This is a genomic window from Hymenobacter lapidarius, from assembly GCF_001816145.1.
GTDB lineage: Bacteria > Bacteroidota > Bacteroidia > Cytophagales > Hymenobacteraceae > Hymenobacter > Hymenobacter lapidarius.
Map to the genome: position 1 here is coordinate 1 of NZ_MDZB01000141.1, position 16,485 is coordinate 16,485.

The following is a 16,485-nucleotide window of genomic DNA, read 5'->3' on the forward strand; positions in this document are numbered from 1 at the left end:
CCGCTGGGAAAAGAACGTCGCTCACTACGAAGCCTTCCTCCACCTAGCTTGCGCCAACACCGTCTGGCGACACTCCCTCTTATTTTTCGGATAGGCTCTTAATCAACGGCCTCTGGTACCTAGCGGGCACACTCCCCGAGGACATGCTTGGGGGAACGTTTGAACTCATTGTGGAAGCGCAGAATGGCCGCGTGGTGGAGTTGACCCACGGTAAGTAATCGTTCACGAAAAGGGTGGGTCGCTGAACGCGGTGGGCTCGTGCGTAGCAGGTTAACGATTCCAGTACTGCCTTGCTTTCTGAAACAAGAGGATATCGAGCAGACAGATTAATGCCCCACCAAGCACCCCGTAAAGACGGTGCGGGCGGTGCTCGGTGGGGGAGGAAAATACGGCAAAGGTTGGGCTATTGGAGACCGCACTCAACACCCGGAGTAGGCCCATCAGCAGTAACACGACCAGAAGCCGGTAGTTGATTTTCACGTGCCCGGCTCTTGGCTCGGAGCCTCGATTTCCTCCACCGTAAAGCCGTAGGCCTCGGCCGCTTTGGCGGCCGTGAACATGCCCATTTCTACCGTGCTACGAGCCGAGGCCAACCGATGCTGCCGGTCAGTTTCAGCATCCACGGTAAATTCACCGTGCATGGCCTCCGTCAATTCATCCTGCATCGGACCCCGTCGGCGCTGTTTCATCTCGGAAGGTAAAGAATTCACATGCGTTAACGCAAACGGTGATTTTGACTACTCTGCGCGGCCTGCTGCCGACGTGGTACTTCTCCGCTATAGGGCCATAGTAAATGTTATTAGCTACCTTACTTCTTCCACTCACTGCCATTTCACCTATTGGAGGCACATTGTACAGGTGGAAGCATACCGCCACACAGGCCCTTATTTTTTGCCTTTTTTGCCTGAAGGTTCGAGGAGGAGGATTTCTTTGGTGACACTTTTGATTTTATCCGCTGAGTAATATGCCGGGAAGTAGCCATTTTTGGCCCAGAGCTCGAAAAGATTTTTATAATACGGGCTGGTGGGGTCTCCTGATTGGCCGGGCGTGTTGATCATGAGGGCAGCATTCCAATCGCTTACGTCCACCAGCATCCGAAAGCTGGCGCCGTGGGACTGGTTGTCAAGCCCACCGGTAGCATTAGGGGTGTGGCCATTCCCTCCCCGGGGTGCCGGCCCAACGTCTGCCCTTTTCTTCCACTGCTCATTCGCCAGTCCTGGCAACCGGTTCACTAGGGTAACGTGCTTATACTTTTCCTGACCGTACTGCCAGTTCTCAACAGAGTTTCCCAGCTTTTTCTGCAGCTCTGCGATGGCTTTCTCAAAGGTCTTTTTCAGGAAAGCATCTCTGCCCGCTACCGCATTGGTCCCAAACCGCTGATCAGGTTTTTGCAGCCAACCAATCACCTTGGTCAACTGGATGCCTACTAATCCTTTTAGCTCCTGTGGAATAAACTGCGCCTGGGCCTCTTGCATGATCTGCCGCTCCCACATGGCGTAGATACCTGCGCTGACTGACTCCGGGTTTAGGATGAAATTCCATTCCGAAAGCTGGTCTTTGGCTTGCTGCACCAATTTTTCTTCAAACGTTACGGATCGTAGCAAGGCCACCAGCGTTCTTCCCGGAATAGAGAAATAATCGGCCTGAAGCGCCTGCATGTCTTTCATGGTCACTTTGGGGTTTTTCCTCAACACCTCATTGATGCGGTCTCCTCTAAAAGGATCTGACCAGGTATAGCTAACGGTCTCCCAATGCTGGTAGGTGTCCGGAGTTACGTTTTGGTTTGCCGTGGCGAAGAATCCTTTCGTAGGGTTGAGCATGTGCGGCCGTTCTTTGATGGGCAGATACCCAGCCCACTCATACCTTCCGTCTCCGGGTACGGGCACCATGCCGCTGAAATTTTTCCGAACGGGGGCAATGCCCACCACCTGCCAGCCGATGTTGCCTTTCTTGTCGGCCCAGATCATGTTCTCGCCCGGTATGTGGCTGTAACTGCAGGCTTCTCGGAACTCGTCCCAGTTGCGGGCCTGGTTCATGCGCAGCGAGGCCAGGTACGGCGCGCCGCCGGGCTCCAGCCAGGCACATTTCACCGCATAGGCTTTGTGGTTGATGGAATCAATGAACGTGACGGGTCCGTGCAAGGTGTACCGCAAGGTAACGTCTACGGACTTGGCGTTTTTCACGGGAATGGTTTCCTTCAGTTCCTCCATGTTCACCCAGCTGCCTTTGTGGCTGTATTGCTTCAGGTTAGCCGGATTCAAGTCATAGACATAGAGGTCTTCGCCATCTGTTTCAGAGATGGTGAGCCCCCAGGCGCCGTGCTCGTTGTGGCCAATGGAAACCCCGGGAATGACCGGCTCTCCCCCACCAATTACGTTCCAGCCGGGAGCAACCAGATGCACCATGTACCGCAAAGAGGGAACAGCGATGCTGCGGTGCGGATCATTCGCCAGCATGGGGTGGCCGCTGGCGGTTCTACTGCCACTCACAATCCAGTTATTGCTGCCCACAAGGCCATGCTCAAAAGGTTCCTTTTTGGGTTTTGTTAACTGGCGGTTCAGCATATCTACCTGGCCCCCCAAATCTTTAGCGGCGGGGTTTAGATGGGTGGATTTGAATACAATGTCTTTCTGATAGGCCTCATAGGGTTCCAGGATCTTTTCTGAGAGAAGCTCCCCTTTGATGCTGCTATCCATGGCAAGGGTAGGCTCTTTGGGATGAAACCACCTGAGGTCTTTAACCTTGGCTTCCCCGGCTTTGGCTACCGCCATGCCTGTGCTCAGTTCTTGGGTGACGTTGCCCAATAGCCCCTGGTGGCGCGAGATGACGACGGCAGGAGTCCATTTACCGGGCTTGAGGGAGAGCAGCTTGAATTCCACGGGAAGCAGTTCTGGTTTTTGGGCCACCTCGTCAATTTAAGCGTTTACGCCCTCCACGTAGGCGTTAATGATAGCTTCGCCCTGGGGGTGGTAATGGTTGAGTTCTTTTTTCATGTCCGCCCTGAACTTGAAAAGACGGGCCCCTATGTCTCTTTTCAACTCGTCTGGCCCCAGCAGTTCTGCCACAGTGCCCGTCGCCTCCCGCCGCCAAATTTCAAACTGGAACAAACGGTCTTTGGCGGCGGCGTACCCTTGGGCAAAAAAGAGGTCGTGCGGGTTTGCCGCATAAATGTGGTTAAGGCCCCATTGGTCACGCAGTATCTTCACGGGGGCATGCAAGCCCCTTGTTTTAAGCTCCTTTTTGGTTTGCGCAGCTGCATGATCGCTACCGAACAGCGTTGGTAAAAGAAACCCCCATAAAGAAAAAAAATAACCCGGAAGACGCATAAAGAGAAGAGGTTAGGGTGACAATACAAGTATACACTGAAATGTACTCTGAGGTGGTCGAGTCAGACTGGGCAGTTTAGGGTGTTGTTAAACAAACAGGGGAAAACCTCCGACTTAGGGGCACAGATGCCTGATTTCCGAGCTTAACGTCTTGTTGGGGTCCTCTCAGAAAACGGAGAATATAGCACGTTAAGGGCTAAAAAGGGACTGCCAGGGCTAGGAGCTGATTCAAAGCCTCCGAGCCGGAGGTTTTGCCCTATTTGTTTGACAACACCCATATTGTAAGTGAGTTTGGCAAAGAATCCGCCCGGCATCCGGTACAAAAGCCCGGCTTCGTCCACCTCCTGCCAGCGCCGGGCCACGAACGTGCCCGCAGCGTACACGGCGGCCGTTTGGTCCCGCTCGGACAGGGCCCGGAACTCGTCGAGGGTCATGCTCAAAAGTATCACCCGGCGGGAGTATCCCCCAGGCGAGCCGCCGGCCGCGTGGCGAGCAGGCGCTGCACACCCATCGGATGAAAGGCCTTGCCGCGCCGGGTGCAGTAGCCCGACCGATTGAGCTGGCAGGCGATGGCGCGCAAGGTGGCCCCGTTGGCCTGGAGCAGGGTGGCCAGCTGGGCCGCCTGGCGGTTGTGGATGTTGGCCTGCGCGTTGGCTTGGCGCGCCGCCAGTCCCTTGGCCCGCGCGTCGGGGGTCAGGTTAGCCGGGGTGCCCAGCGTAAACCCCCGCGCCTTCTTGGCGGCCAGCGCGTCGCGGGTGCGGCTGGATATGGCGGCCGCTTCTTTCTGGGCGACGGCGGCCAGGATGTGTAGGGTGAACTCATCCGCCGCCGGCAGGTCCACGGCCTGGAAGCGGACGCGGCTTTCCATGAGCGTGGCCAGGAACGCCACGCTGCGGGCCAGGCGGTCGAGCTTGGCCACGAGCAGCACCGCGCCTTCGCGCTGGGCCATGGCGATGGCGGCCGCCAGTTGGGGCCGGGCGCTTTTGCGGCCGCTCTCGACCTCGACGAAATCGGCCACGCGCACGGCGTCCGTTGGCAGGAAGCGGAGCACGGCGGCCTGCTGGGCTTCGAGGCCCAGGCCGGACTGGCCCTGGCGGGCGGTGCTCACGCGGAAGTAGGCGACGTAGCGGCTCATGCCGGCAAAGCTACCACCTCATTTCGGTGTTTGTCACGTTATTTAAACGTTCGTTTAAAAAAAGTGACAAGGAGTAGGGAAGCTCTTTACAGATAGTGCATGCGCCCTCACCAAGCAGGTTTTTCTCTACTATATTGAGCTAAGCACCCGCGCATATTGTTCAATGTCTATAGCAGGCACAGTACCCATCCTTTGCAGCCGACTCAACAATTTCAAGAAAAAATAAATCAGTGACTCTTCCGGAGTACTTAGCTCCCGGGAATGGCCGGACTCGGCGTTGTAGGTGATATTGAATGAGCCCCTATCTAACACACAACCAAGGTCTACATGTTGTAATGGCTCGAATGCATCGATAACCTTAATAAATGGTTCGTCGAATGGGTCACTCCATCCGGAGTCAAGCGTAAGGATACCCCCGAGAATGGTAAATGGGTCGCGTGGTTTAGAAATATACCCTTCGGCGTGATAAATCGGAGCGTTAGTACGATTCAGCAGCCGGACTGATTTTATCTTCTCGCCGGCATACTCCAGATTGTCTTTATCTAAACTTTGCTTGATTTCAAAAACGGCGTACACGCTTTCAGCTGGTATGTACTTCGCACCGCGAACATTCCACACGAATGGCGAGTATTGTCGGTCATAGATAACTAAATCTATTTGTTGGCTACACCGGCTGTTGCAATCAACCACAAAGGCTTCGCTGACGCAATACCGTTTTGGCAGGTATTCCTGCAACCACTCTCGCCACCTTTCTTCGGTAACGGCTCCCTTGGTTGGCGCATGGACGTTAACCATACGGTTAGCTTTAAGTATAGCGGACATTTCCTGCTGCGTGCCATTAAATGCATCGCGAAGGTTAAACTGATTCATGAAACGGAGGATTGGTAGGCATGCAGTTGCCCGTGATGGTGAACAAAGAAGTGCGAGAATACCTGATGCTGTTTCGTTTGGGCGATGAGCAATATTGGGCTGTCTGTTCGCACATTCGGATGAGTGGCTAGCTTGGCAATCGTAGCTCTATCCGTTGAGCTGGGCTGGGACGGACCATCCGGATGCGAATGCCAGTCGCCGAGGTACTGCAACTGCTCGGGCAGCGCTTGCAGCTGCCGGTTGATGCAAGCTGGGTCAGGTGTGAATGAGGTAGGGGAGTTCTTGAATTTGGCCGGAACAATAATTCGGCTGACGATGGCGCAACTGCCATCTTCCGAATAGTTGCCGACCAGCACCCCGCCAAACTCTTTCGGGTAGTGCTGCTGGGTCAGTTGTTTGATTTGCTCCAAGCACTCGCCGGTAATGACCAGTTGCAGACTTAGCTGGGTCTGGGTGTAGTGCTGGTCGGTGCTGACCTGAATGCCACGACCCGGCACGTGGTGCAGGCTGAACGTGCGGAATGTTTTTTTTTGACGGGCCATTTCGGCTAATTCACTGATAGCAAGTCCAACCATGGCTTCGATATTGGCGCCGGCAGCCCGGAACGTTGGATGCCAACACCCTGCCCCTTCGCGAAACTCCGGGTGGGCGGGTCGCCCAACATGAGCCAACAACTGCTCGCGGCGCTCCTGCAGTGAGCAGCCAGCTTCGCTAGCTACTGCAATTAATTCTTCGGCTCCCTCCGTGATGGAGATGTGCAAGACCCGAGTGGCTGGCACTGCGTGGTGGAGTGTAGTCAGCACCTCGTTGTTGGCGGAGCAGTCGAATATCAGGTCGTACTCATTCAGCCACGCGGCGGTCCGGGCCCAGTTCTGGGCTCCGGGTGCGGTGTTGGGGATGCTATCGTGTATTTGAACCGAAACGTAGGGGGAAAGGGCTTCCAAGTGGTGCTGCAGGGCCAGGCTTTTGGGTGACCCTGCATCCCGAAATCGGTAGCGGCTGCGACAAATATTACCTGGTGCTACCAGGTCTGAGTCGGCAAAATCCAGTTCTCGCTGGCCACCGCGCACTAAGGTTTCCGCCAGGCAACTACCTAGAGCGCCAACGCCAATAATCAGAACCCGACGACCAACGAGTGCTGCCGGTAGTTGCCCACGGCCAAAGAAGCGGGAATAGGCGGCATTACTGGCCTCTCCCCAAACTACTCTTTGCTTGCCCAACGCCTCAAACCGATTCCGAACGGCTGATATTGATGCGTCCCGCCGAAGCAAGCTAAGGGGGATAAACAGCGTGTCCCACGTTATTTCCTGCCCGCCACTGCCGGGTATCGGGTAACCGACGGCGAGCATGAACCGGTTGCCTAACGAGGGCGGCGACTGACGGCGAAATCCGTGCTCCAACCCTAGCTGGCGCATTTGCGCGTAGAAGTCTTCAGGCAGTAATGGTAATAGGTCTCCCCACCGTTCTACGCGCAGTTTACGCTGTAGAACGGGCTCTTGGCTGAGCAGCGTCCACATTCCGGCATAACGGGGCTGGTGAGCGTTGGCAGCCCATCGAGCTGCTACATTACCCAAGCCTGACCCGAGAAAAGTAGGTGCCTGCGTGGGCAGGTCGACCGCAGTATTGGCGGGGCGAAGCAGGGAATACGCGAAGGTGCCGCTTTGCTGGGTGACAAAACGGTTCGCACCATAGTCTGCGGGCTCCTCATCAAAGTGAAGGTGGCCGCATTTGGCTCCGCGAATGGCAATGTACTCGTAGTGCTCATCGAGCTCCTCCTGCATATAGTACCGCTTCAGCCAGCCGTGCAGCTGCCGCATTTCCTGCGCCAGGCGAGTGGGCAGGTGGTTGATGGTATGAGTGGTGAGACACAGAAAACCGCCATGCTGCGGGAGCTTGGGAATGCTCTGGTGCGCGTAGCCTACTATTTCCTTGGGCCAGAATAGTAGTTCTCCCTGCGGGTAGGCCTCGGGCACGTGCACGGTGAAATGCACGGGTCCTTTTGCCGTTTCTACCCGGATGCCACCGACGTGCCGGGCTGGAGCCTCCTCGAATACGAAGGGCTCCAGCAAAGTCACGTTGGGTTCAGCGGCGAAGAACGTGTTGAAAAACCGCGTATCCGCCCCAGTATCAACCATAGGTGGTAGCGGGATAAGTGGTCTGCTTTACGGCTGCGTTTTGCTCGTAGCGGCTGGATGCCTTCGCGGGTTCCTTATCCTTGGGCTTGTCCTCGCAGGGGAACTTGGGGTTGACCGGGAAGTAGAATTTGAGTTTGTTGCTGTCGGCCTCAATCTGCTTTAGCGCCCGCTTCATTTCCTTGGCCAGTTTCTTTTTCTGACGGTCGGTGAGGCTGTTGGTGACGTTGTTGCCGGAGTTGCCGGGGTCGAGCAGGTTGATGGCTTCGATGTTATCCCGAATAAACTCCATCGTCAGCTTCAGGCGGTCCCACCGGCCACTGGGCACGTTGGCTTCTCCTTTGTCGTCGAACGATTTGATGGTGAGCAATTCCAGCAAAAAGGACTTTAGCTTGGTAAAGTGCTCGAATTTCCAGGCCTTCAACAGCTTGACCGTTTCGCGCTCTTTCTTCCGGCCCTTGATGTGGTCGATTTGCTTGGCGATGTTGGTTTTCATGCGGCCCGACGAATCCTCGTCGTTGAGGCACAGGTTCAGGTCGAAGCAACTCGGGTCATCGTCGCTGATGCGCCGGCCGGGCGTGATGTCGAAGTTGAGCACCTCGTCGTCGACCAGGAAGAACAGGCCGACCGAGACCTTTTGGGCCCGAACTTCGGTCAGGTCGCCCACCTCGTCGCTGAACTCGTCACTTTCGAGGTATTCCAACACCTCGTCGTACATCAGCCGCAGGGTGGAAAATGCGCTGCGCTTGAAGTTCACGCACAAGTCCATGTCGAACTTGATGTTGATGGCCGTGTGCTTGGCATAGGAGCCCGAATGCTGAATGCAGCGGATGTTGCTGCCAAATTTCGTTTCCAGCGCCGTCTGCACCTTGTCGCGCTTTTTGCGGTAGCGGTCGGCCAGGCTTTCGTTGTCTTGCACCAGGTCTTCTTCCAGGTTGATGCCGTAGGAGCGGTGCACGCAACCCAGGTAATCGTTCTTATTTAAGTCCGCCATAACGGTTTTAATGGGCATGTAGGGGGTGGCCTCCTTCCGCAATTGGGCTGCAGAGGGTGGTAGCAGTAGCCCGGCACCACCACGTAGGTGGTGCCGGGCAGTGCAAAAAATGGGGTTAGCCTTTGCTGGATTCCGGGTCGGGGCCGTAGCTATTCTTTTCCCGGATTTGACCGTTGCGGCCGTGAATCAGCAATTCACTGCCGCGGCTGGTGGCCATTTGCCGAGCCACCTCGATAGCCTGGGCTTGGGTGGAAACAACGGTGGCCGCGCGGGATGCGCCAGCGGTTTTGACGGCCCAACCAGTGGAGCGGGGCACGACATGCAGGTTCTTGGCCATGGATAAGGGCTTCAAGAATGGGACCCACAGAGGTAAACTCAGTGGTGGGCGATGCACCGGGCCAGACACAAGGGCGCACTGTTGCAGGGTAACAAACATCTGTTACCTTCGTGGCCTCGTATAATCTCACGGTAGGAGTGCGCGGCCGGGGGACCAATCCCGGCACCAGTAGTTCGGGCGCCAACCTTCTTTTACTGCATTTCTACCATGCCGGCTGCCACTGACCTGTGGCAGCCGGATTGTTTTATAAGGGGTTTGGTCAGCAAGGAATTTTGGGGGTGTTATAAAAAAACGCCTACGCTAAACGCAAGGCGTTCAGGTCGTAGGCGTAGGTTTGGTAGCTGATGACTTTCTTTTGGGCCTCGTTGTCCTGCCAGGCTTTCTCTTCGTGGCTGAGGTCCTCAATCTCGCGGCGGGACTTGCGCCCCAAACGTTGCAGCACGACGGCCAGCACGTGCCGCTCAGACTCGCTGAAAACGTCCATGTTGGGTTTGCGAGCTGCTTTGTAGGCCAGTACCGGCGCGCCGTTGTCGGACTGCACCAGGCTGGGGTGAAAGCCCGCGGTAAGCTGCCCCCGCTGCACCATTTCCTGCAAACGCTGCCCGTATTCCTGCGGAACGGGGCCGTGCTGCACGGCGCGGTAGCGCTGGCCGGTGATGGCCCGGGCGGTCAGGCGGTAGTGGTAGAAGTCGGAATAAAAGAGCAGCTTGAGCAGCCGCACTTTGAAGAGGTTGTCGAGGTAGTTGAAGAAGAACAGCACCAGCTCGGCGAACTTCTCGGCATCGGGCGTGACGTAGCCGGTGTACTGGTCGGGCTCTTCGACTGCGGTAGGCGGCGTGCTGCGAACGAGAAAGCCGCCAACCCGGTGCGACGTCCCTTCCTGGTCGATTAGCTCCAGCAGACGGCCCACCAGCTTTAGGTATTCGTTGGGGCGCAATTCCGTGCGCTTTTCTTCCACCATTCCCCGGAACGTGCTGGGGTTGCTGGCCAGGCGCAACAGGTTGGCCGTGGAGGCACTGGGCACTTCGCCGTCTTCGTAGTGGCGGTACTGATTAGCGCCCAAACCCAGGAACAAAGACATGCGGGCGGCGGTCAGGTCGTACCGCTCGCGCATGGCGCGGATTTGCTCGGGAAACAGGATGCTGTGCTTTTCCCGGTGCTGGTTGTAGACCTGGGCGGTGTTGAGGTTGGCCAACTCTGGAGTAACGAACCGCTCGCCGGTGTCCTCGCACTCGTAAAAATGATAGGTATAGTCGTAGGGCTCCTTGCGAAAAAGCTGGGTATCGGGCTCCCAGCGCAGGATGGCGTAGCCGTCGGAGAGGGGGCTTTCGATTCTAGGCTGAATCATCGGTGGGGGGCAAAGAGTGAGGCTTGCGCTTCAACGGATAGGTGATGGAATGCTCGGCCAGATGAAAGGAAATGCAGATAACCGAGCGACTGGGGCGTCCCAAATGCACTTTTATGTAGATTTCGTGGCCGCGAAGCTCCCGGCCGAACACCCAAACGGGCGGGTTGCCGGCCTGCTCGTTGGGCGTGGGGCCCTGGAAGTAGTCGGTGGGTTCGAGCTCACGCAGGCAGCTGCGCACGTTGTCGCCGTTGATGCCGAGCTTGAGGAGGGTCTTGGAGCTGTTTTTGTCACGGTCGACGATGATGAAACCGAAGAACTGGAGCTTGTCCTTGAACTCGCGGAGGTATTCGGCGACCTCACGAAGCGGGGGAACTGCGCTGGGTATATTCAAAACTACGAACAATTACGCAAAGTTCAACTTATTAGTTGATGTTTTGCCTGGATAGGGATACGGAAGGATAAACCATTTCGGCGGCGCGGGCGTTAACATGCGTCCGGCATCAGGCGGCGTAGGCGTTTTCTTCGCTGAGGTGACGAACCAGGCCGAGGGCGGCCAGGGTATCGAGCAGCGGCTGGACGCGGGCGGGACCAGCACCGCGAAACCGCTGGGCCACCTGGGCGGCCGTGAGGGGCATTTCGGCCCCGTTGATGGCCGTGCGAAGGGCCTGCATCTGTTGGGCCAGTTCCTGGGGCCAGGAGTTGAGGTCATCTGCCCCGTTCTCAGGTGGCGCTGCCGCACCCGATGACTTGGCGGCTTTCTTGCCTTTGCTTTTGGTCGCACCAATAGGTGCAGGCTCGGGCAGAACGAGGCCGGCTTGCACGGTTTCGGGGGCCTGGTAGGCGGGGCGGAGGTAGCGGATGTGACCCGTCTGCTCTTCGCGGGCGCGCTGGTGGTTGAGGTGCACCAGGCGCTGGAGCAGTTCGGGGGCGGGCAGGTCGGCGGGCCAGCCGTAGGCGTCGGCGACGACGGCATCGAGCTGCTGATGGAGGCTGAGCACCACGGCAGCCAGGCCGTGCTGGTGCACGGTTTCTTCCTTGGCCGTGAGCGGCTGACCGGCGCGCAGCTTTTCGACCACATTGTAGAGGTCGGTGAGAGCCAGCGTGGGATGCAAGGACTGTTGGCGCTTGCGGTGCGCATCCAGCGCCTCGGCCAGCGCCCGAATACGCTCTTGCTGCTCTGTAGTGGCTTCGGGGAAAGGAAATGGCTGGAAGCAGCGTGAGCTGGTGTACACAGAGTCGTTGCCGACACCAAGCCAGCTACCGCTGGCCATTGCCCATTCGATGTGGATTCTGCTTGACAAAACCCCTAGATGGTATGCATCATCAAAAGCAATATTGACAAGCTTATGGTCCGGGGCAATATCGACTTCCAGAAACTGAAAGATGCGGTGTTTGGCTGTTTCCGGCGTAGCAATGTAGCGGCGCAAACCTTGCGTAGCCGCACGCAAGCCTTTGCGGGTTTCGCCGAACTGCCACCAGATTTCCTTGAGCTTTTTGCGGTTGTTCAGGTCGCGGTCGGGCTTGACGTGGGTGTAGACGTGCTGGTACACGGCCGGATAGTCGCGGATGACGTCGGCTTCGGTCAGGCCAAACAAGTCAATCAGGTACACGCCCCGCGGCCGGGCGGTCAGGTCTTTGCCGTTGCGGTAGGGCCGGATGCGGGTGGTGAGGCCGGCCACCGTACCCAGCCCCAGGGTGCGGGCCTGCGCCTCGGTCACGATGAAGCCCGCGCCGGCCAGCATCATGCCGTTGCTGGAAACGCCTTCATTGGCTTGCAGCGCTTTGACCCCGGCCACATCGGCTCCCACCGTGAAGTCGGCGTTGATGGTGCCTTCGCTTTCGACCAGCTCGACCGTGTGGGCATCGTCTTCGTCGGCGACCGACTCGCGCACTACGGTGGCCAGCTTGCCCACGTGGGTGCCGGCCCGGCCCACGCTCATGGCGATGCGCACGGCCGCACCGTTGGCGCTGTCTACCCACGGGTGGTCGGCAATGGCGAACGTGAGCGACAGCGGCGGGGCGGCATCGAGGTGGCGCTGGATGAGGCGGCGGTTGAAGGTTTGGGTGATGGAGTTGGTGGTGATGAAGCCGAAGGACTCGGCCTGGCCCTGGCGCACGGTTTCGGCGGCCCGCTCCCACCAGTACATCACCAGGTCGGCCGATTCGTCGACTTTGCCCTTGTACACGCTGCGCAGCGTATCCACGTAGGTGTCGCCCAGGGCCCGGCGCATGGCTTTGTCGCCGACGAATGGCGGGTTGCCAATGATGAAATCAGCCGGGGGCCAGGCGGCGGGTTGGGCGTTGGCAAAGTCGGCTTCGTAGCTCAGCACGGCATCCTGCTGGCGGATATTCTGGTAGCTATCGAGCAGGGGCTCGGCCAACTGGGTGAGGCCGTGGGTGCGCAGGTGCCACTGCAGGTAGCCGATGCGCAGCACCACATCGGCAATAGCGGCGGCGCGCGGGTTCAGCTCCAGGCCCAGCAGCTGCCGGGGCGAAACGGTGGTGGCCCCGCCCAAATCGAGCAGGCCCGACTGGCCGAAGCGGTTGATGGCCGTGAGCACCTCGCCTTCGAGGCGCTTGAGGTGCTCCAAAGTGACGTAGAGGAAGTTGCCGGAGCCGCAGGCCGGGTCGAGAATCCGGACCGTGGTGAGGCGGGTGAGAAAACGCAGCAAGTCCTGGCGGGCGGCGCGCTCCCCGGCCGGGCCGGGGGCTTCTTCGAGGCGGCGGGCGCTGGCGGCCTGGGCGGCGGCCCACTCGCGGCGCAGGGGCTCCAGCACGGTGGGCAGCACCAGGCGCTCGACGTAGCGGCGCGGGGTGTAGTGCGCCCCGAGGCTGTGGCGCTCTTTGGGGTCGAGGGCGCGTTCGAGCAGGGTGCCGAAGATGGCGGGCTCCACTTCCGTCCAGTCGGCGGCAGCGGCGCGCAGCAACAGCTGAACCTGGGGCTCGGTGAGGGGCAGCGTGGTGGCCTCGTGAAACAGCTGGCCGTTGAAGCGGCGCAGGCGGGCCCGCAGGTCGCCGGAGAAGCCGCCGGTGTCCATGGTGTGCCAGAGGCTTTGCAGGGCGTCGGGCAGCAGCTGGCGCAGCTCCGGGGTGCTGGCGTACTGCTGCAGCAAGCCGGTAAAGCTGGCGCGGGGAATCAATTCCACGTCCTCGGCGAACATGGTGAACAGGCAGCGCATCAGAAACTGGGCCACGGCCTCGGAGGCATGGCCAGCGGCTTCGAGCTGCTTGCTTAGCTCGGCCAGGTGGGCGGCAAGCTGGCGGGTGACCTGGGCCGCGCGACGGCTGGGGTCGAGCTGCTGCGGGTCGGTGAAGAGCAGGGCTAGGCGCTGGCGCACTACCTCGTCTTCGAGCGCGGTGAGCGGGATACGGAAGGCCTCGGTGCCACCGCCGGCAGGGGGCGCGGGCTTGTAGCCGGGAATGCCGGTGAGCAAGTCCAGGAACTGCGTGAAGCCTTCGGCGGTACCGGCGAAGTTGGCGTACAGGTCGAAGCAGTAACCGACGTCGGCCACAATGACGAAGGGCGGGCGCGGCTCCTGTGGGGGCAGGGCCTGCACGTAGCGCAGGGCCTGGTTGCGGGCCTCGGTCATCATCTGGTCCCACTTGCGGGTGCCGCGGACGGCATGGCCCCGGCGGCGGCGCTCCTGGGGTGCCTGGCCGAGCGCGGCCGCGTCGGCGGCCTCGGCCCGTTGCTGGTCATCGGGGGAGTTGGTGCCCTGCTTGGTTTCTAGCACGAAGCAGCCGCGCTTGTAGAGGTCGAGGCGGCCAGTGCTGCGCTTGGGTCCGTCCTGGAAGGTAACGGCGCGCTCGTATACGTAAGCATCCTGAGAAGCCAGCTCGCCAGAGGGCTGGGGTGGTTCGACGCCGAGTAGGGCGCAAAGCTCGTGGAGGAAGGCTTGATAGTTGGCGCGCTCGGCGCCGCCGCTGCGCAGCCAGCGGGCAGCAAATTCAGAATAGGTCACGGGTAGAAAGCTGCTTTGCCGCACTACTTTTTCCTGCTAGAAGAAGAAAACGATGAGAGCGAGAAAATAAGATGGCGGTCGAGCAGCTAAAAGTACGAGAATGCGCTGCGTTCAGCAACTAAATGAATTAGAAGCGGTCCTGGGCCCCGCGCCAACCGACCGCTTTCGAAAAACCACCGGTTTTCGAATTACTGTACGGCCTTCTATTATAGTTTAGAGGGCAGAGGTTTTCTGCTGGTTTTTGAGAGGATTTTTCAAATGCTTCTTTGCTCTGGTATATCGCTAATTCAACATTCCACGACCTGCTTTTCTAACTAGGTCGCAACAGTATTATATATAAGTGACACGATTAGCGGCAATCTCCGCTCTCAACTAGGGCTAAGCAGCGGCTGCCGGCTCTACAAAGTCCACCAGTTCCCGCAGGGGCAGTTGAAGCGCTCGCGCTAGGGACACCAGCACATCCAAAGTAGGCGCCCCTTTAGCGTGCTCAATGCGCTGCACTGTGAGCTTGGCCACGTCTGCGTAGTCGGCTAACGCCTGCTGGCTCCACCCCCGCGCTTCACGCAACTTCTTCAAATGCAAGCCGAAGGCCTCGACACTGGCCGGATTTTTCACGGCGGCAAACTCACTCCATCCGCGCGGCCAAATGGTATAACATACGTATCCAAAAGAAATTATATCTTACCTTGCGCTTTCCGTGACGGGTATTTGGCTTATTCCCCGTCACACCCCGCTATGTCTACTAGTGTTCTTGGCGAGCGCCTTACCCAACTCCGAGCCGTAATGGTGGCGAAGTCCCTCGCACCCGACAATTGGTCCCTCACCCGCGTTGCCCAGGAAATTGGGATACCGCTCGCCGCGCTTATTGAGCTGGAAGATACCGGCCACGGAAGCGCAGAAGTCCTGGCTGCCGTCCTTCGCTGCTACCAGGACCGCGACGTTGATGTGGCGTGGGTGCTGGCCCCCGATAACGCCGACATCCCGCTGCACGGGTCCCGCGGCACCGTCCCGGACGAAAAACGGCCCCCGCTGAGTCCGCCGCTCGCAGACCTGCGCCAACTCCTGCCGCCGCTGCTGGCCGCGCTGGCCGCCGGGCCGACGCTCCCCCCCGAGGCCCTGCACGCGCGGGTAACCCAACTCCGGCAGGTAGCCCTCGACGTGCTCAACCACTTGGTGCCCCCCCGGCGAGTGGGGCGGACCGAAGCGGACTTACGCGCGTGGCACAAGTTCTTTCCCCCCGTGCCCGCCCAATCGACCGGGTGGCACGCCGTGGGGCTGTTCACCGTGCCCTATCACTACGTCGACGCGGGCGCGTTCCTGCCCCGGTGCGGCGAGGACGTTCCCTACCGGGCCTATAACCCGGTCCTGGAGGAGGTGCCCAACAGCGACAAATGCGGGACCTGTCGGTCGCGGGTGGACGAGATGTCGTCTTCCTTCGCGCAGCCCCAGACAGAAAACGGCCCATAAGGTCTTTTTACCGGAGGGCAAAAAACCAGCCCCGGTCAAACCCGCCTGCGAGAAGGAAAAAGCGGCCCTACAGGCCTTCTTAGCGCAGCAAGGGGTTGCCTTTACGCCACGTCCGCCAACGCCTTTCGGCTCCCACTCCGCGCCTCAATCATCCGCTCAGGTGCGGGCCGAACGCCTCCAAAACCACCTCGTCTCTCACCCCGGCCAGCGGCCCCCTATGGGCGCAGGTAAGTCAACCGTTTACCTCCTTTTCGCGATGAAATCCCTCGCCCCTCCCCTCCCGGCACCTGCCGCCCAGTGCATTCGCTTCGCGCACGCGACGCCCGAACAGCTCGCCCAAGCGGAGCACTCCGTTCGGGTCAAGGTGGGGGGAAGGTTCCCGCCCGGAACCTGGGCCAACGCGTTGCGGGCGCTGCAACCCGACCTGTGGGTGACGCCAGAAACCGTTTCCCTCGACGCGCACGACCTGGCCCGCGTGGCGCAACACCAACAGTCCCAGCACGACGCCGCCATCGCCCGGGCGGAGGACAGGCCGCGCCAGCTCTATTTTACCCGGCTGCCCATGGACTGCCCGGACGACGTCCTGCGCGCCCTAGCCGAACTGGAAGCCAACCCGCGGGCCGGCGGCCCCGCGGTATACCAGTTGGTCGCGGGGGTGGCCCGGCACCACGCCGAGACCGAACAGTTCGGATGGTCCAAGGCCCCGGCCCCCCGCGAGGCCGACGGCACGGACCCGGACCAGGCCCGCGCCAGCCTCTTGGCGCGGGTGGCAGCGCTGGACCGCGTCCGCGCGTGTCGACCGACATCGCCCCGCCGAGAAGCACCAGAGTCAGTAAGTCCCGCCGTCCAGGTTGGCCACCAGGTTTTCGGGCACAATGACCTCCGATTTTTTGGCGGCAAAAATGGCCGGCCAC

12 protein-coding genes and 2 pseudogenes are annotated in these 16,485 nt (G+C 59.6%); 3 read left to right on the forward strand and 11 right to left on the reverse strand.

The annotated features are described in order from the left end of the window. Positions 1 to 95: 95 nt before the first annotated feature. A pseudogene (locus BEN47_RS22915) lies at positions 96 to 218 on the forward strand (NTF2 fold immunity protein); the annotation flags it as partial. A 258-nt stretch (positions 219 to 476) separates the two neighbouring features. On the opposite strand, the gene BEN47_RS16275 reads toward BEN47_RS22915, so the two are convergent. The 11 genes and pseudogenes from BEN47_RS16275 to BEN47_RS16330 form a co-directional block, all read right to left on the reverse strand. Next, on the reverse strand, positions 477 to 689 hold the full coding sequence (locus tag BEN47_RS16275) for a hypothetical protein (protein ID WP_125921729.1): 213 nt from the start codon (positions 687 to 689) through the stop codon (positions 477 to 479). 195 nt (positions 690 to 884) lie between these two features. Next, positions 885 to 3,326 (reverse strand): annotated as a pseudogene (locus BEN47_RS16280) (penicillin acylase family protein). A gap of 445 nt (positions 3,327 to 3,771) precedes the next feature. Further along, positions 3,772 to 4,461, reverse strand: coding sequence for a recombinase family protein (locus BEN47_RS16290; protein ID WP_070729749.1), 690 nt, complete (start codon positions 4,459 to 4,461; stop codon positions 3,772 to 3,774). A 129-nt stretch (positions 4,462 to 4,590) separates the two neighbouring features. Next, the gene (locus tag BEN47_RS16295) at positions 4,591 to 5,331 is read right to left on the reverse strand and encodes a DUF6602 domain-containing protein (protein ID WP_070729753.1); all 741 of its coding nucleotides are present in this window, start codon (positions 5,329 to 5,331) and stop codon (positions 4,591 to 4,593) included. Beyond that, a complete protein-coding gene (locus BEN47_RS16300; protein WP_070729755.1) occupies positions 5,328 to 7,466 on the reverse strand; it encodes a Mov34/MPN/PAD-1 family protein in 2,139 nt (712 codons plus the stop codon). The genes BEN47_RS16295 and BEN47_RS16300 overlap by 4 nt, the downstream gene beginning before the upstream one ends. Continuing rightward, positions 7,459 to 8,475, reverse strand: a complete 1,017-nt coding sequence (locus BEN47_RS16305) for a nucleotidyltransferase family protein (RefSeq protein ID WP_139147385.1) — start codon at positions 8,473 to 8,475, stop codon at positions 7,459 to 7,461. The genes BEN47_RS16300 and BEN47_RS16305 overlap by 8 nt, the downstream gene beginning before the upstream one ends. A 97-nt stretch (positions 8,476 to 8,572) precedes the next feature. After that, positions 8,573 to 8,794 (reverse strand): DUF2188 domain-containing protein, encoded by a 222-nt coding sequence (locus BEN47_RS16310; protein WP_070729760.1) that lies wholly within the window; start codon positions 8,792 to 8,794, stop codon positions 8,573 to 8,575. Positions 8,795 to 9,089: 295 nt separating this feature from the next. Beyond that, positions 9,090 to 10,142: a type II TA system antitoxin MqsA family protein gene (locus BEN47_RS16315; protein WP_070729762.1), complete on the reverse strand. Its 1,053-nt coding sequence runs from the start codon at positions 10,140 to 10,142 to the stop codon at positions 9,090 to 9,092. Further along, positions 10,129 to 10,533, reverse strand: coding sequence for a type II toxin-antitoxin system MqsR family toxin (locus BEN47_RS16320; RefSeq protein ID WP_158011057.1), 405 nt, complete (start codon positions 10,531 to 10,533; stop codon positions 10,129 to 10,131). The genes BEN47_RS16315 and BEN47_RS16320 overlap by 14 nt, the downstream gene beginning before the upstream one ends. A gap of 109 nt (positions 10,534 to 10,642) precedes the next feature. Continuing rightward, the gene (locus BEN47_RS16325; RefSeq protein ID WP_204378339.1) at positions 10,643 to 14,104 is read right to left on the reverse strand and encodes a DNA methyltransferase; all 3,462 of its coding nucleotides are present in this window, start codon (positions 14,102 to 14,104) and stop codon (positions 10,643 to 10,645) included. Positions 14,105 to 14,482: 378 nt separating this feature from the next. Next, positions 14,483 to 14,719 carry a helix-turn-helix domain-containing protein gene (locus BEN47_RS16330; RefSeq protein ID WP_070729768.1) on the reverse strand — a complete coding sequence of 79 codons (237 nt, stop codon included), beginning with the start codon at positions 14,717 to 14,719 and terminating at the stop codon, positions 14,483 to 14,485. Positions 14,720 to 14,839: 120 nt separating this feature from the next. On the opposite strand from BEN47_RS16330, the gene BEN47_RS16335 reads away from it, so the two are divergent. Beyond that, positions 14,840 to 15,571, forward strand: coding sequence for a hypothetical protein (locus tag BEN47_RS16335; RefSeq protein ID WP_070729770.1), 732 nt, complete (start codon positions 14,840 to 14,842; stop codon positions 15,569 to 15,571). A 256-nt stretch (positions 15,572 to 15,827) separates the two neighbouring features. Further along, positions 15,828 to 16,485: hypothetical protein (locus tag BEN47_RS16340; protein WP_139147386.1), on the forward strand; the 658-nt coding region annotated here is incomplete at its 3' end.

Bases quoted from the DNA above. Each gene is read 5' to 3' on its own strand.
- BEN47_RS16275 (WP_125921729.1), bottom strand. From the start codon at position 689: ATGAAACAGCGCCGACGGGGTCCGATGCAGGATGAATTGACGGAGGCC.
- BEN47_RS16290 (WP_070729749.1), bottom strand. From the start codon at position 4,461: ATGAGCCGCTACGTCGCCTACTTCCGCGTGAGCACCGCCCGCCAGGGC.
- BEN47_RS16295 (WP_070729753.1), bottom strand. From the start codon at position 5,331: ATGAATCAGTTTAACCTTCGCGATGCATTTAATGGCACGCAGCAGGAA.
- BEN47_RS16300 (WP_070729755.1), bottom strand. From the start codon at position 7,466: ATGGTTGATACTGGGGCGGATACGCGGTTTTTCAACACGTTCTTCGCC.
- BEN47_RS16305 (WP_139147385.1), bottom strand. From the start codon at position 8,475: ATGCCCATTAAAACCGTTATGGCGGACTTAAATAAGAACGATTACCTG.
- BEN47_RS16310 (WP_070729760.1), bottom strand. From the start codon at position 8,794: ATGGCCAAGAACCTGCATGTCGTGCCCCGCTCCACTGGTTGGGCCGTC.
- BEN47_RS16315 (WP_070729762.1), bottom strand. From the start codon at position 10,142: ATGATTCAGCCTAGAATCGAAAGCCCCCTCTCCGACGGCTACGCCATC.
- BEN47_RS16335 (WP_070729770.1), top strand. From the start codon at position 14,840: ATGTCTACTAGTGTTCTTGGCGAGCGCCTTACCCAACTCCGAGCCGTA.